Below are 14,427 nucleotides of genomic sequence, written 5' to 3' on the forward strand. Positions count from 1 at the left end.
GGGTGGGGTGATCTCTCAACACGGGCGGTGTTGGACGTGGAGGGACCGTCACCCCACCCCGGTCCGCATTCCGCTTCGCTTCATGCGCACCGACCCTCACCCTCCAGGGGAGGGTGAAGGAGGCGACGGACCCCATGCGTAGCACGCTTGGCGGCTCGATTGAACTTGGCCGCGCGAGCGGCTAAGGCATCGGGCCAAGTTCGGAGGGAACACATGACGACGCCCACGGCAGTGGCGCTGGAAGACGCCAAAGTCGCGTTCCGGCTGGGGGACGACCGGGTCTATACGGCGGTGGAGAAGGCCCATCTTTCGGTCGCGCAGGGCGAGTTCGTCGCCATTGTCGGCCCGACCGGCTGCGGGAAATCGACCCTGCTCAACGTCGCGGCCGGCCTGCTCAAGCCCGCCGCCGGCAGCATCAAGATATTTGACCGGCCGCTCACGGGGCTGAACCGGGACGCCGGCTACCTGTTCCAGGCCGATGCGCTGTTCCCCTGGAAGACCGCGCTCGACAATGTCGCGATCGGGCTCGAGATCGCGGGCACGCCCCGCGCCGAGGCGCTGCAACGCGCGCAAAAATGGCTGACTTCCGTCGGCCTCGGCGCCTTCGCCAACCGCTATCCGCACATGCTCTCCGGCGGCCAGCGCAAGCGCGTGGCGCTGGCACAGGTGCTGATCCGCGACCCAAAGATACTCCTGATGGACGAGCCGTTCGGGCCGCTCGATGCGCAGACCCGCCAGGTCATGGGCAATCTGCTGCTCGACCTCTGGAACGCCGACCGCAAGGCCGTGCTGTTCGTGACCCATGATCTCGAAGAGGCGATCGCGCTCGCCGACCGCGTCGTGATCATGTCGGCGGGGCCGTCCTCGCGCATCATCGGCGACTGGCGCGTGAGCTTGCCGCGCCCGCGCGATATTTTCGAGGTGCGGCTGGACAAGGAGTTCCATGCGCTCCACCGCGAGATCTGGAGCGTGCTCAAGGACGAGGTGATGAAGGGCTACGCGCAATCGACCCAAGCGGCGGAGGCGATCTGATGTCGCGCGTGACGCTGCTTGCGCTGCAAGTCCTGGTCGCCGTCGTCTGCCTCGTACTGTGGCAGCTCTTTGCGACCGTGCCGGTGTTCGGAAAAATCCTGTTGCCGCCGTTCTTCTTCTCCAACCCGGTCGACGTGTTCAGCCAGATCGTCAAATGGTTCTCGTCCGGCGTGATCTGGAAGCATCTCGGCATCACGTTGACGGAATCGATTCTGGCGTTCGTGATCGGATCGCTCGGCGGCGTGCTGGTCGGCTTCTGGTTCGCGCGCCAGCCGCTGGTTGCCGCGGTGTTCGACCCTTACGTCAAGATGGTCAACGCGCTGCCCCGCGTCGTGCTTGCGCCGATCTTCGCGCTGTGGCTGGGCCTCGGCATCTGGTCCAAGGTCGCGCTCGGCGTGACGCTGGTGTTCTTCATCGTGTTCTTCAACGTCTATCAGGGCGTCAAGGAAGTCAGCCGCACCGTGCTCGACAATGGCCGCATGCTCGGCATGAGCGAGCGGCAGCTGATGCAGCACGTCTATTGGCCGTCGGCGCTGTCGTGGATGTTCTCGTCGCTGCACACCTCGGTCGGCTTCGCCGTGGTCGGCGCGGTCGTCGGCGAATATCTGGGATCGGCGGCGGGGCTCGGCTATCTGATCCAGCAGGCCGAAGGCATCTTCGACGTCGCCGGCGTGTTCGCCGGCATGTTCGTGCTGTCGGCCTTCGTCATCCTGATCGACTTCGGGGTGACGCTGGTTGAGCGCAGGCTGCTGGTCTGGCGGCCGACCGTGGACGGGCGGGGGTAGGCCGCTCGTTTGCCTGCTGACGTTTATGTGATTGACCGCCCGGAATAGAACGCGCGGCCATACGTCATACCCCCATGCAACCACCTGCATGGGAGTTCAGGATGCTCCCCTCACAGTTTCGCCGCGCCGTAGCGGTGTTCGCAAGCAGATGCCGATGGCCCAGGCCCGGTCTCGGCACGGCGTTCCTTGCCGCGCCAATTCTGGTCGTGTCCGCACTCCCGCTACTCGTGTTCGCGCATGAATCCCATCCGGCCGCCCCGCCGGCCGCGGTGAGCACGGAGGAGCGTGCGTTTTTGGAGGAAAACGAAGCGGCGATGACCAAGATGATGAACGACATGGCGGCCAAGCCGACCGGCGACATCGATCGCGACTTCGTCGCAATGATGAGCCCGCATCATCAGGGCGCGATCGACATGGCGGTCATCGAATTGCGCTATGGCAAGAACGAGCAGCTGCGGCGCATCGCCCAGGGAATCATCGTCGACCAGATGCAGGAGATCGCGGCCATGAAGCTCGCGATCGGCGAGCCGGCGACAGACACCACGCCCGCCCCGACCCAGCCGCCCTCTGTTCCCAGCACAACCGTTCATCATCATCCGGGCATGCAGATGGATATGTCCACGGGAATGAAGAAGTAGGAGTCGCAGATGACCACGTCACGAAGCACTATGATGAAGAGCATTTTCCTGGCGGCCACGATGCTTGCGACGGGTTCGGTCGCGTGGGCAGGGCAGGCGCCGGGCGCGCTGTCCGCTCCCGATATTCCGGTGAGCCATCACGACCGCGTCTACGCCGCAGAGCAGTTCTCGAATACGGTCTCGGTCACCGATCCCGTCGACAATAAGCTGCTTGGCGTGATCCGGCTGGGCGACCCGCAGCCCGGCAATTTCAGCCCGCTCTACAAGGGCCAGGTGCTCGTACATGGCATGGGCTTCTCGCCCGATCACAAGACGCTCGCCGTGGTATCGATCGGCTCGAATTCGGTGAGCTTCATCGACACCGCGACCAACGCGGTCAAGCATATCACTTACGTCGGACGATCGCCGCACGAGGCGTTCTTCACGCCGGACGGCAAGGAAGTGTGGGTCACCGTTCGCGGCGAGAACTACATCTCCGTCATCGATCCGATCAGCTTCAAGGAGAAGACCCGCATCACGACCCCGAACGGGCCGGGCATGCAGATTTTCTCACCCGACGGCAAATACGGCTACATCTGCTCGTCGTTCAATCCCGAGACCGACGTCGTCGCGGTGGCCGAGCACAAGATCGTCGCCACGGTGAAGCAGGAGAGCCCATTCTGCCCGAACATCGCGGCGACGCCGGATGGAAACCAGGTGTGGTTCACGCTGAAGGACGTCGGCCGGACACAGGTGTTCAACGCCAAGCCACCGTTCAACGCGATCAAGACGATCGATACCGGGCCGATCACCAACCACGTCAATTTCGCACACACTGCCAAGGGCACGTTCGCCTACGTCACCATCGGTGGCCTGAACGAAGTAAAAGTGTTTCGCACCGACGATTTCTCGCAGGTCGCGACGATCCCGGTCGGCAATCTGCCGCACGGCGTCTGGCCGTCCGGCGATGGCACGCGCATCTATGTGGGGCTGGAGAACGCGGACGCACTCGCGGCCATCGACACGGCGACCAATAAGGTGGTCGGGAACGTTCCGATCGGCCAGGCGCCGCAGGCAATCGCGTATGTTCCAAATGCTGCGCCTAACCCTGATGACCGCCAGAATTTGCAGGCCCTCGGCGTTGCCGGCCAAGTCGCTCATCTCACGCTTGCGTCGAAGGACGGTGCAAAGGACGGCATGGCGCCGACCAGCGTGTCGCTGTTCGATCAAGGCCTGATTCAGATCTTGCAGGCTTCGGTGACCGGACTTCAGCCCAAGCAGAAATATGTGCTTGCCCTGGCGGAGCATGGCGACGGCAGTGGCCCGTTGCAGCCGTTGGCGGCGTTCATGACCAATCCGGCTGGATCTGCCATCGTCAATGTGGCCGGTCCGATCCGGCAGATCGTCGACCAGTCCGCCGCTGAAGCAAGGCGGTACCTGGTGATTGCGGCCGGTGACGCGGCCATGCCTGGTGAGGCGGTCCAGATCGAGGCGCGATGACGCGCCGTCCGACGTCGGCAAAGGGTAGGTGGAGCGCCTCGTGAAGGACATGCTGGTTCAGGTCGAGCCGCTTATCCCCGCGCTCCGCCGCTACGCGCGCGCGCTTTTGCGCGATCGCGTGGCTGCCGATGATCTGGTTCAGGATTGCCTGGAACGTGCCGTCAGCCATTGGCATCAGCGGCGCGACGGCAGCGTGCGCGCCTGGCTGTTCAGCATCCTCCACAATCTGGCGGTCACGCAATTCCGCCAGGCGACGGCGCGGGGCAGGCATATGCCGATCGACGATGCAGGCGAGCGTGAGCTTGTCAGTGCCGCCGCGCAGGAGCACAGGCTGATCTATCAGGATGTCCTGAAAAAGCTTGCGAGACTGCCGGAAGAGCAGCGTGCCGTGTTGTTGCTTGTTGCGGTTGAGGATCTATCCTACGCGGACGCCGCGGGAGTGCTGAAGATCCCGGTCGGGACCGTGATGTCACGCCTGTCGCGCGCGCGGGAGAGGCTATTGCAGGAGATGGAGGGCGTGGCTCCAGGGAACGTCGTGGCATTGCGGGGCGCGAAATGAACCGGCGGCCGATCACCGAGGATGATCTCCACGCCTATGTCGACCAGGCGCTCGAGCCTGAGCGGCGCGCGGAGGTCGCATCCTATCTGGACGATCATCAGGATGTCGCCGCGCGCGTTGCGGCCTTCGCCACCCAGCGCAAGCAGCTGCGCGGCGCGCTCGCGTCGATCGCCGACGAGCCGTTGCCGGCCGAGCTGAATCTGTCGCACATCATCGAGAGCCGGAGGCGGTCTCCCATGCGGACGTGGTGGGCGATCGCTGCGATGTTGCTTCTCGGCATCGGCGGTCTCGGCGGGTGGACCATGCGCGGCGTCTTGCAGGAGGGCTCGAACGGACTGTCTGCGCTGGCACAGGAGGCGGCCTATTCGTATGGCGTTTACGCACCGGACCGCGTGCGGCCGGTCGAGATACGCGCGTCCGACAGTGCCGAGCTCACGCGATGGGTATCGAATCGGCTGAAACAGCCGGTCAAGGTGCCGGATCTCTCTGTATCCGGCTATCGGCTGATGGGCGGTCGCCTGGTTGCGACGTCGCACGGCCCGGCCGCGATGTTCATGTACGATGACGATCGCGGCGACCGGCTTGTCGTGCTGACGCGTCCGATGAGCAACCGCAATCTGGATACGCCGATGATGCCGCAATCGACCGGCGATGTCGCGGGCTTCGTGTGGGCGGATGGCGGCATGGGTTACACGCTCGTCGGCCAGCTTCCGGGAGACACCCTCAAGCCGATCGCGAACGAGATCCGGAAGCAGACGCGCCCGATCTAGCCTCGAAACTGTGGAAATGGGCCCGCACGGCAGTGCGAGCCCGAACGTTCAACCGGCCCGAGTTGCGGGCAGCCTAGTCGAGCAGCTTGGTGTCATCGGGCGCCTGCGGAGGCGTCTTGATCGCGATGGCCTTGACCTGACCGCTGATCGGCTTGGTGCCGCCATGCGGGGTGCCCTTGGGGATGATGACGAGGTCGCCGGGTTTCACCGTCACCTCCTTGTCGCCGAGCCAGATCGTCCCGGTCCCGTCCAGGATGTACTGGATCTCGTTGGTGTTGGGATGCATGTGCTTGGGCACATTGCCGACCTGGATCGAGATGGTGGCGCCGTCGGCGCTGGCGAACATCTTGGAACGGTAGCCGACATTGTTGGCGGGGCCCAGTGCGTCGCCTTCCATCTCGCCGGTGTGGATGATCTGCGCGGTGACGTTCTCTGCGGCCAGCGCCGGCCGGAGCAGTTGGTTCGCGCCGCATCCGGCGGCAAAGGCGGCGGCGATCGACAGGCCGATTGCAAGGCGATTCATGGATGATCCTCCCCATCAAGAATTGTTCTTGTGGACCCATGCTATTGCGCCGAAAGGCTGATGGCGAGTCGCACTTTGGCAGTGCTTCTCAAGCCAATCCTGCTGCTCTATGGTGCCGCCAGCCGAACGGAGGAAACCAATGAAGAACACAATTGCCAGGCTCGCCGGTGCGCTGCTCGCGCTGACGCTCACCACCGGTCTTGCCGCGGCGCAAAGCAAGGTCACCATCGCGATCGGCGGCGGCGCCTGCCTGTGCTATCTGCCGACGGTGCTGGCCAAGCAGCTCGGCGAATACGAGAAGGCGGGCCTCAATGTCGAGCTCGTGGACCTCAAGGGCGGCTCGGACGCGCTCAAGGCCGTGCTCGGTGGCAGCGCCGACGTCGTCTCCGGCTATTTCGACCATTGCGTCAACCTCGCCGCCAAGAAGCAGGAGCTTCAGGCCTTCGTGGTCTATGACCGTTATCCCGGCCTCGTGCTGGTGGTCTCGCCGTCGCACACGAACGAAATCAAGTCGATCAAGGATCTCGCCGGCAAGAAGGTCGGCGTCAGCGCGCCCGGCTCCTCCACCGACTTCTTCCTCAAATATCTCCTGAAAAAGAACGGGCTCGATCCCGCCGGCACCGCCGTGATCGGCGTCGGCCTTGGCGCCACCGCCGTGGCCGCGATGGAGCAGGGGCAGATTGACGCCGCCGTGATGCTCGATCCCTCCGTCACCGTGCTCCAGGGCAGCCACAAGGATCTGCGCATCCTCAGCGACACCCGCACCCAGAAGGACACGCTCGAGACGTTCGGCGGCGAATATCCGGGCGGCGCGCTGTACTCGACCGTGGCCTGGATCAACGGCCACGAGAAGGAAACGCAGGCGCTCACCAACGCAATGCTGGCCACGATCGGCTGGATCCATTCGCATTCGCCCGAGGAGATCATGGCGAAGATGCCGGACGAGATGGTCGGCAAGAACAAGGAGCTTTATCTCGCTGCGCTGAAGAACACGATCCCGATGTTCTCCGAAACCGGCAAGATGGACCCGAAGGGCGCAGACGCCGTGCTCGCGGTGTTCAGCGTCGGCTCGCCCGAGGTGGCCGCCGCCAAGATCGACGTCAGCAAGACCTTTACCAACAAGTATGTCGATCAGGCCAAGAAGACCACGGGGAATGCCAAATAACTGACGCGAAGGCATTGTAATCAGCTGTCATGACGTCATTGGTCATTCATCGCGTCACGACGCTTGATCTTGCCGTGCGGCCAATCGCCTGGCCGTTCGCCGAAGAGCGCCGCGCCGAGATTGCGGCGCATTTCGCCGAGAAGCAGCGCGAGCGGCCGAAGATGTGGAACGGCCGCGTCCTGCTCGGGCGCGATGCCGTGTTCACGGACGGCCATCTCGCCGCGACCTATTTCGAGACGGATTTCGCGAGCTTCCTTGCCTGGCGCGACTGGGGCTTTCCCGACAAGGCCGTGTTCAACGGTTTTGGCATGGGCGCGCTGCGCGCCTCCGACGGCGCCTTCATCATGGGCGAGATGGCGCAGCACACCGCCAATGCAGGCCGCATCTATTTCCCCTCGGGCACGCCTGATCTGGACGACGTCAGTGACGGCGCGCTCGACATTCCCGGCAGTGTCATCCGCGAACTCGGGGAAGAGACCGGCTTGAACGCGGCCGACTACCGGGTCCAGCCGGACTGGCACTGTGTCGTCACAGGTCCGTCGATTGCAATGATTCAAATTATCAACCTGGACATGCCGGGTGACGTGGCCCGGGCCCGGATCGAAGCCAACCTCGCCCGCGAGGACGATCCGGAGCTGTCGGCCATTCATCTCGTGCGCGGGATGAGTGATCTCACGCCGACCATGCCGCGATTTGTCACGGCCTTTATCGAGCAGCAGTTCGCGTCGCGCTGAAGCGCGAGGCTTGACATCGCTGCCCCCAGCCCATGTGATGGGCCAAAAAGCAAAAGCAAGAAGACTGCAATGCACAATCGTCCAGGGAGGTTTTGATGCGCCTGCGCATGGCTGCCCGCTTGGTACGTGGGCTGTTGGTCGCGATATCAGCGACGGGCTTGATGGCTTCGGCTCAGGCTCAAGAGAAGAAGATCAAGATCGGCGTTGTTTTCGACCTGACCGGGCCTCTCGCGGGCGGTGGATCTGAGCTCGGCTATATCGGCGCAAAAATTATTCTCGACCATTTCGCCAAGACCGGCGTCGAGGGCTACAAGATCGAGGCGGTCTATGCCGACGCGCAGAGCAAGCCCGACATCGCCATCAACGAATCCGTCCGCCTGCTCGAGCAGGAGAAGGTGGACATGGTGCTCGGCTTCTTCTCCTCGGCGCAATGCGTGCCGGTGGCCGCCCGCGTCGAGCAGCTCAAGAAGTTCATGTGGATGACGACCTGCATCTCGTCGGCCGTGTTCAACGACAAGGGCTACAAATACGTTTTCCGCCCGCAGGCGAGCGGCGACCAGTTCGGCATGATGACGATGGATTTCATCGCGCAGAATGCCAAGGCGAAGTTCGACAAGGAGCCGAAGGACCTGCGCGTCGCCATCATCCACGAGGATGGCGCCTATGGCGTCGACGTCTCCAGGGGCAATGAGGCCGGCGCGAAGAAGGCGGGCTTCAACGTTGTGATGAAGGAAGGCTATTCGGCGACGGCGCCGGATCTCTCCGCGTTGGTGACCAAGCTGAAGCGCGCCAAGCCCGATGTCATTTTCCACACCGGCTACAACCCTGACATCACGCTGTTGCTGCGCCAGGCCCGCGAGCAGGGGCTGAAGTTCGGCGCGCTGATGGGCCATGGCGCCGGCTACGGCGTCTACGAGAAGCTGAAAGAGGGGATGGGGGCTGACGCCACCTACATCTTCAACACCGACCCGATCTCGATCTGGCTCGCCAACCAGAAGACCATGGATCCCAAGCTCCCGCCCGTGATCAAGATGGTCGGCGAGGAGTTCGACAAGATCAGGCCCGGCGTTGTCATCCGCTCGGCGCATGTCGGCATCGGCGCGTCCAACACTTACGTGTTCATGAGTGATGTGCTGCCGCGCGCGATCAAAAAGTATGGCGGCGTCGATCCCGACGCGCTGCGCAAGGCCGCGCTCGACACCGACATCCCCGAAGGCGGGACCATGCTGGGCTTCGGCGTCAAGTTCTACGGCGAGGGCACGCCGATGGCCGGGCAGAACGAGCGCTCGTTCCCGGTCGTGATCCAGTACATCGACGACAAATCCTCTGTGGTGTGGCCCAAGAGTCAGGCGCAGCGCGAGGCTGTGCTGCCGCTGCCGAAGGGCACCACCTACAGCAACCAGTAGCGGCGGAGCAGGGCGGTGCTGGAAGTCAGCGGGCTGGTGAAGCGGTTTGGTGGCTTCACCGCCGTCAACAACGTGTCGTTTCGGGTCGATCAGGGCGAGATCCTCGGCCTGATCGGCCCCAACGGCTCGGGCAAGAGCACGATCTTCAACATGCTCTCCGGCACGCTGGCGCCGACATCCGGCTCGATCCTGTTCGGCGGCGCCGAGATCGCGGGCCTCGCCCCGCACCGGATCATCAACAGCGGCATCGGCCGCACCTTCCAGATTCCGCGGCCGTTCCGCCGCCTGACAATTTTCGAGAATGTCGCGCTGGCCGGCTTCTACGGCCAGGGCCGCCACAGTCGTGCCAGGGCGGAGGAGGCGGCCGAGCGGTCACTCGCGATGGTGGGCCTGCCGACCGATCGCCATGCCAGCGTCGATGGCCTGGGCGCAGCCGGCCTGAAGAAGCTCGAATTGGCGAAGGCGCTCGCCACCGCGCCAAAACTGCTGCTTGCCGACGAGAGCCTCGGCGGTCTCGACGAGACCGAGATGGACCAGGCGGCGGACATGCTGCGCAACATCCGCGACGAGCTCGGCATCACGATCATCTGGGTCGAGCACATCATGGGCGTGCTGATGCGCGTCGTCGACCGCGTCATGGTGCTCGATCACGGCGAGAAGATCTCGGAAGGCTTGCCGAGCGCGGTTGCCGGCGACCCGCGCGTCATCGAGGTCTATCTCGGCACCGATGCCGAGACCACGCAGGCCGCGGCGGCGGAAGCGCGCCGCCGCTCGGGAGGCTAGACGATGCTGGAGCTTCGTTCGGTCAGCGCGGGTTACGGCACGTTCCAGGCGCTGTTCGACGTCAATCTCGATGTGAAGGCGGGCGAGGCCGTCGGCGTCATCGGTCCGAACGGCGCCGGCAAGACCACGCTGATGCGCGTCATCTCCGGCCTGATCCGTCCCACGCGCGGGTCGATCAGGATGGAGGGCGTCGACGTCGTGGCGACGCCGCCGCACAAGATCGTTAGCCTCGGGATCGCGCATGTGCCGGAGAACCGGCGGCTGTTTCCGCAGCTCACGGTCGACGACAATCTCAAGATGGGCGCCTTCATGAAGGAAGCGCGCGGCCACTATGCCGAGCGGCTGGATGTCGTGTTCGACCTGTTTCCGCGCCTGAAGGAACGCCGCCACCAGATGGCCGGCACCATGTCCGGCGGCGAGCAGCAGATGTGCGCGATCGGCCGCGCGCTGATGTCGAATCCAAAACTCCTGCTGCTCGACGAGCCGTCGGCGGGGCTGGCGCCAGTCGTGGTGCAGCAGGTGTTCGAGCTGGTGAAGCGGATCCGCGCCCGTGGCCTGACGGTGCTGATCGTCGAGCAAAACGTGCAGCAGGTGCTGAAAGTGGTTGATCGCGCCTATCTGATCGAGGCGGGCACGATCCGGGCGTCCGGCACCTCGGCCGAGATGCTGGCGAGCGACACGGTCAAGGAAGCGTATCTCGGGGTATGAGGTTCATGCAGGCATGCAAGCTTTTTTGGGCATTTTCGACATCTATCTGCTGGAGGCCGTGATCAACGGCATCCTGCTCGGCGGCGTGCTGGCACTGCTCGCGCTCGGGCTCAATTTGATCTTTGGCGTCATCGACGTGACCTGGATCTGCTACGCAGAGCTGGTGATGATCGGCATGTACGCCATGTATTTCATCGTGCAGTATTACGGCCTCAGCTACTTCATCGCAGCGCCGTTCACCATTTTGCTCGTCGCGATCCTCGGCGCCGCGCTGCACTACCTCGTGATCGCGCCGCTGCTCACCGCGCCGCCGATCAACCAGCTGCTTGCGACAGGCGGGGTGCTGTTCGTGCTCCAGAGCTTTGCCACCGTCGCCTTCGGCATCGACTTCCGCAATCTCGGCATCCGCCTGCCGGTGCTCGCCTTCGGCGACATGAATTTCAGCTACGCGCGGCTGCTATCCTTTCTGGCCGCGCTGGTCGGCATGGTCGCAGTGTACCTGTTCATGACCCGCACCTTCACCGGCACCGCGATCCGCGCCATCTCCCAGGATCGGCAGATCATGGCGCTGATGGGCGTCGACACGAAGAGAATGTATCTCATCACCTCCGCGCTCGGCGGCGGGCTGGCTGGGCTCGCCGCTTGCCTGCTGGTGCTGCAATATGACGTGCATCCCTTCGTCGGCCTCTCCTTCGGACCGATCACCTTCCTGATCTGCGTGCTCGGGGGGCTCGGCAATTTCATCGGCGGCTTCATCGCCGCCTTTGTGTTCGCCGAGATCATATCGCTCGGCGGCCTGTTCTCCGACCTCGAATGGGGCTACGTGCTCGCCTTCGCCTTCTTCATCGTCATGATGTTCATCCGGCCCGCGGGCCTGCTTGCGAGGCGCCGATGATGGGGCAGGGCCGGCTTGTGGCGTGGGCAATCGGGCTTGCAGCATTGATCGCGCTGCCCTTCCTCTATCGCGACCCCTATCATCTGCACATTCTGGTGCTGATCCTGATCTGGTCGTTCGCCTACACGTCCTGGTCGATGATGGGACGGTTCGGCCTGGTCTCGCTCGGCCATGGCGGCTTCATGGGGATCGGCGCCTATGTCACCGCGCTGCTGTGGAATCACCTGGGCTGGTCGCCCTGGATCGGCATTCCCATCAGCATGGTTGCGGCGGGTGCGCTGGCGCTGATCGTCGGTTACCCCTGCTTCCGCTTCCGCATCACCGGACATTATTTCGTGCTGGTGACGCTGGCGCTGTCAGGCATCGTGCTCCAGGTCATCACGGCCACGCGCGACTATACCGGCGGCTCGCTCGGCTATACGCCAAATCGCGCCTCGGGCAACAAGCTGCTGGCGCTGCAATTCGACGACAAGACGACCTGGTATCTGATCGCGCTCGGGGTCTGGCTTTTCGGCATCGTGGTCTGGCACTGGGTCGACCGCAGCATGGCCCGCTACGCGCTCGAGGCGATCTCGGAGGACGAGGATGCCGCGGCCGCCGCCGGCGTCGATGTCACCGCGGAGAAGCTGAAAATCACGCTGCTCAGTGCGGTGATGACGGCGCTCGCCGGCGCAATCTACTGCCAGTACCAGATGTTCATCACCCCCGACACCGTCAGCGGCATCGCGGTGTCGCTCCAGATGGTGTTCGCGGCCATCGTCGGCGGCCTGTTCGTCTCGCTCGGCCCGACCTTTGGCGCTGTCATCACCATTCTGCTGGCGGAAACCCTGCGTATCGGCTTCGGCACCAAGGCGGTCGGCTGGGACAACCTCGTCTATGGCGTGCTGCTGGTCCTTTTCATCATATTCCTTCCCAAGGGCATCCTTGGTAGCCTGCTCGACCGATTGAAGCCGCAACGCAAGGTGCCCCGCGCTCATGAGCAAGAAGCCGTCCAAATCGCTCGCCCAGGAACTTGACAGCTACATCACGCCGTTCCGTTACGACGGATCGGGCAAGTTTCACCTCAAGGATTACAAGACCAACGAGAAGGGCGATCTCGACAAGGAGAAGGCGCAGGAGATTCTCGACGCCAACAAGAAGCGGATGATCGAGTTTCAGGAGAAGCTCTACGCCCAGGACCGCTGGTCGGTGCTGATCGTGCTCCAGGCCATGGACGCCGCCGGCAAGGATTCTGCGATCAAGGCGATCTTCGAGGGCATCAACCCGCAGGGCTGCGAGGTCCATGCTTTCAAGGCGCCGAGCACCAAGGAGCTCGATCACGATTTCCTCTGGCGCCACGCGATCGCGCTGCCCGAGCGCGGCCATATCGGCATCTTCAACCGCTCCCATTACGAGGAGTGCCTGGTCACGCGGGTGCATCCGGAGATTCTTGCCAGGCAGAAGCTGCCGCAAAGGCTCGTCACCAAGAACATCTGGAAGGAGCGGTTCGAGGACATCTCCGCCTTCGAGCGCCACCTCAGCCGCAACGGCACGGTGGTTCTGAAATTCTTCCTCAATCTATCCAAGGAGGAGCAGCGCGAGCGCTTCCTTGAGCGGCTCGAGGAACCGGCCAAGCAGTGGAAGTTCTCGATGGACGACATCAAGGAGCGCGCGCTGTGGCCGCGCTACCAGGCGGTCTATCAGGACATCGTCCGGCATACGGCAACGTCGCACGCGCCCTGGTATGTCGTGCCGGCCGACCACAAATGGTTCGCGCGCGTCGTGATCGGCTCGGCGATCGTCGCGGCGCTCGAAAAGCTGGACCTGCGTTTCCCCCGCGCCGACAAGGCCTCGCTTGGCGAATTCGACGAGGTGCGCAAGGCGCTGGAGCGCGAGGGGAAGGGAGGCAGGAAGCCCGCAAAGTGACCGCCCGTGAGACCAGCAACCAGAAGAACGTCAACTTCGCGCTTCAGGGCGGCGGCGCGCACGGCGCCTTCGTCTGGGGCGTGCTGGACCACGTGCTCGAGGACGGCAGGCTCGCCATCGAGGCGATCAGCGCTACAAGCGCGGGCGCGATGAATGCGGTGGTGCTGGCCTCAGGCATGGCCATCGGCGGAGCCGAGGGGGCGCGGCAGAACCTGCATGCGTTCTGGTACGAGGTCTCGCGGATGGATCAGGTCTATGACCTGTTCTCGCCACTCAACCAGTTGATCCAGGCCCTCAAGCTGCCGCCGGAATATCACCCTGTCCATGCTTTCATCCACACGCTGACGCACACGGTGCCGCCGAACCTGCTCAACCCCCTCCACTTCAATCCGCTCCGGTCGTTGCTGCTACGCGTGGTCGATTTCGATCGGCTCAATTCATCGCCGGACGCACCGCAGCTATTTCTCAACGCCACGAATGTCCGTACCGGCAAGATCAAGGTGTTCCAGACGCCGCTGCTCAGCGCGGAGACCGTGCTCGCCTCGGCCTGTCTGCCGCCATATTTCCAGGCGGTCGAGATCGACGGCGAGCATTATTGGGATGGCGGCTATCTCGGAAATCCCGCGATCTTTCCGCTGATCTATCGAAAAGGTAGCCAAGACGTCATCATCGTGCAGGTGACCGCGATCCGGCGTGACGAACTGCCGGCGAGCGCCGCCGACGTTCTCCATCGCATCAACGAGATCAGCTTCAATTCGTCACTGATGCGTGAGATGCGCGCGATTGCCTTCGCGACCCGGCTGATCGATGATGGCGAGCTCGATCGCAACACGCACAGCCGCATGTTCATGCACTGGATTGGAAACGACCAATTGATGTCGCAGCTCGGAACGGCCACGCAGTTCCATCCCGAATGGAGCCTCTTGTGCCGCCTGCGTGACGAGGGGCGCGAGGCCGCGCGAATCTGGCTGACGCAAAACTTTGACTGTATCGGCAGCTCGTCGACGGTTGATTTGACTGAAATGTTTCTCTGATTTCGAGGTTG

The 14,427-nt window shown here is 63.6% G+C and carries 16 protein-coding genes; 15 read left to right on the plus strand and 1 reads right to left on the minus strand.

All coding sequences use genetic code 11. The features are described from left to right. Positions 1–213 precede the first annotated feature (213 nt). The 6 genes from IVB46_RS40560 to IVB46_RS40585 all read left to right on the plus strand — a co-directional run bounded on the left by IVB46_RS40560 (position 214) and on the right by IVB46_RS40585 (position 5,263). Entirely contained in the window at positions 214–1,032 is an 819-nt protein-coding gene (locus tag IVB46_RS40560; protein WP_247303910.1) for an ABC transporter ATP-binding protein, read from the plus strand. Next, on the plus strand, positions 1,032–1,817 hold the full coding sequence (locus IVB46_RS40565; RefSeq protein ID WP_014493076.1) for an ABC transporter permease: 786 nt from the start codon (positions 1,032–1,034) through the stop codon (positions 1,815–1,817). Before IVB46_RS40560 ends, IVB46_RS40565 begins: the two co-directional genes overlap by 1 nt. Before the next feature lie 101 nt (positions 1,818–1,918). Next, positions 1,919–2,455 (plus strand): DUF305 domain-containing protein, encoded by a 537-nt coding sequence (locus IVB46_RS40570; protein ID WP_247303907.1) that lies wholly within the window; start codon positions 1,919–1,921, stop codon positions 2,453–2,455. 9 nt (positions 2,456–2,464) lie between these two features. Beyond that, positions 2,465–3,934: a YncE family protein gene (locus tag IVB46_RS40575; RefSeq protein WP_247345422.1), complete on the plus strand. Its 1,470-nt coding sequence runs from the start codon at positions 2,465–2,467 to the stop codon at positions 3,932–3,934. 49 nt (positions 3,935–3,983) lie between these two features. Further along, a complete protein-coding gene (locus IVB46_RS40580) occupies positions 3,984–4,493 on the plus strand; it encodes a sigma-70 family RNA polymerase sigma factor (protein ID WP_247304769.1) in 510 nt (169 codons plus the stop codon). Beyond that, positions 4,490–5,263 (plus strand): anti-sigma factor, encoded by a 774-nt coding sequence (locus IVB46_RS40585; RefSeq protein WP_247303906.1) that lies wholly within the window; start codon positions 4,490–4,492, stop codon positions 5,261–5,263. The genes IVB46_RS40580 and IVB46_RS40585 overlap by 4 nt, the downstream gene beginning before the upstream one ends. A gap of 73 nt (positions 5,264–5,336) precedes the next feature. Here IVB46_RS40585 and IVB46_RS40590 read toward each other — a convergent pair whose 3' ends face one another. Further along, the gene (locus IVB46_RS40590; RefSeq protein WP_015684397.1) at positions 5,337–5,786 is read right to left on the minus strand and encodes a cupin domain-containing protein; all 450 of its coding nucleotides are present in this window, start codon (positions 5,784–5,786) and stop codon (positions 5,337–5,339) included. A gap of 139 nt (positions 5,787–5,925) precedes the next feature. Between IVB46_RS40590 and IVB46_RS40595 the strand changes: the two genes are divergently transcribed. The 9 genes from IVB46_RS40595 (at position 5,926) to IVB46_RS40635 (ending at position 14,416) form a co-directional block, all read left to right on the plus strand. After that, the gene (locus IVB46_RS40595; protein ID WP_071910550.1) at positions 5,926–6,951 is read left to right on the plus strand and encodes an ABC transporter substrate-binding protein; all 1,026 of its coding nucleotides are present in this window, start codon (positions 5,926–5,928) and stop codon (positions 6,949–6,951) included. A gap of 29 nt (positions 6,952–6,980) precedes the next feature. Next, positions 6,981–7,685, plus strand: coding sequence for an NUDIX hydrolase (locus tag IVB46_RS40600; RefSeq protein WP_247303904.1), 705 nt, complete (start codon positions 6,981–6,983; stop codon positions 7,683–7,685). Between the two features lie 95 nt (positions 7,686–7,780). Continuing rightward, positions 7,781–9,091 carry an ABC transporter substrate-binding protein gene (locus tag IVB46_RS40605; RefSeq protein ID WP_247303902.1) on the plus strand — a complete coding sequence of 437 codons (1,311 nt, stop codon included), beginning with the start codon at positions 7,781–7,783 and terminating at the stop codon, positions 9,089–9,091. 15 nt (positions 9,092–9,106) lie between these two features. Next, the gene (locus IVB46_RS40610; protein ID WP_028150401.1) at positions 9,107–9,874 is read left to right on the plus strand and encodes an ABC transporter ATP-binding protein; all 768 of its coding nucleotides are present in this window, start codon (positions 9,107–9,109) and stop codon (positions 9,872–9,874) included. Positions 9,875–9,877: 3 nt separating this feature from the next. Further along, positions 9,878–10,582, plus strand: a complete 705-nt coding sequence (locus tag IVB46_RS40615) for an ABC transporter ATP-binding protein (RefSeq protein ID WP_028150400.1) — start codon at positions 9,878–9,880, stop codon at positions 10,580–10,582. A 13-nt stretch (positions 10,583–10,595) separates the two neighbouring features. Further along, entirely contained in the window at positions 10,596–11,477 is an 882-nt protein-coding gene (locus tag IVB46_RS40620; RefSeq protein WP_247303892.1) for a branched-chain amino acid ABC transporter permease, read from the plus strand. Further along, complete coding sequence (locus IVB46_RS40625) at positions 11,474–12,493, plus strand: branched-chain amino acid ABC transporter permease (protein WP_247303890.1); 1,020 nt, start codon at positions 11,474–11,476, stop codon at positions 12,491–12,493. Before IVB46_RS40620 ends, IVB46_RS40625 begins: the two co-directional genes overlap by 4 nt. Beyond that, positions 12,453–13,382 carry a polyphosphate kinase 2 family protein gene (locus tag IVB46_RS40630; RefSeq protein ID WP_247303888.1) on the plus strand — a complete coding sequence of 310 codons (930 nt, stop codon included), beginning with the start codon at positions 12,453–12,455 and terminating at the stop codon, positions 13,380–13,382. The genes IVB46_RS40625 and IVB46_RS40630 overlap by 41 nt, the downstream gene beginning before the upstream one ends. After that, entirely contained in the window at positions 13,379–14,416 is a 1,038-nt protein-coding gene (locus IVB46_RS40635; protein ID WP_247303886.1) for a patatin-like phospholipase family protein, read from the plus strand. The genes IVB46_RS40630 and IVB46_RS40635 overlap by 4 nt, the downstream gene beginning before the upstream one ends. Positions 14,417–14,427 lie beyond the last annotated feature (11 nt).

The organism is Bradyrhizobium sp. 61 (assembly GCF_023073075.1).
GTDB classification, from domain to species: domain Bacteria; phylum Pseudomonadota; class Alphaproteobacteria; order Rhizobiales; family Xanthobacteraceae; genus Bradyrhizobium; species Bradyrhizobium barranii.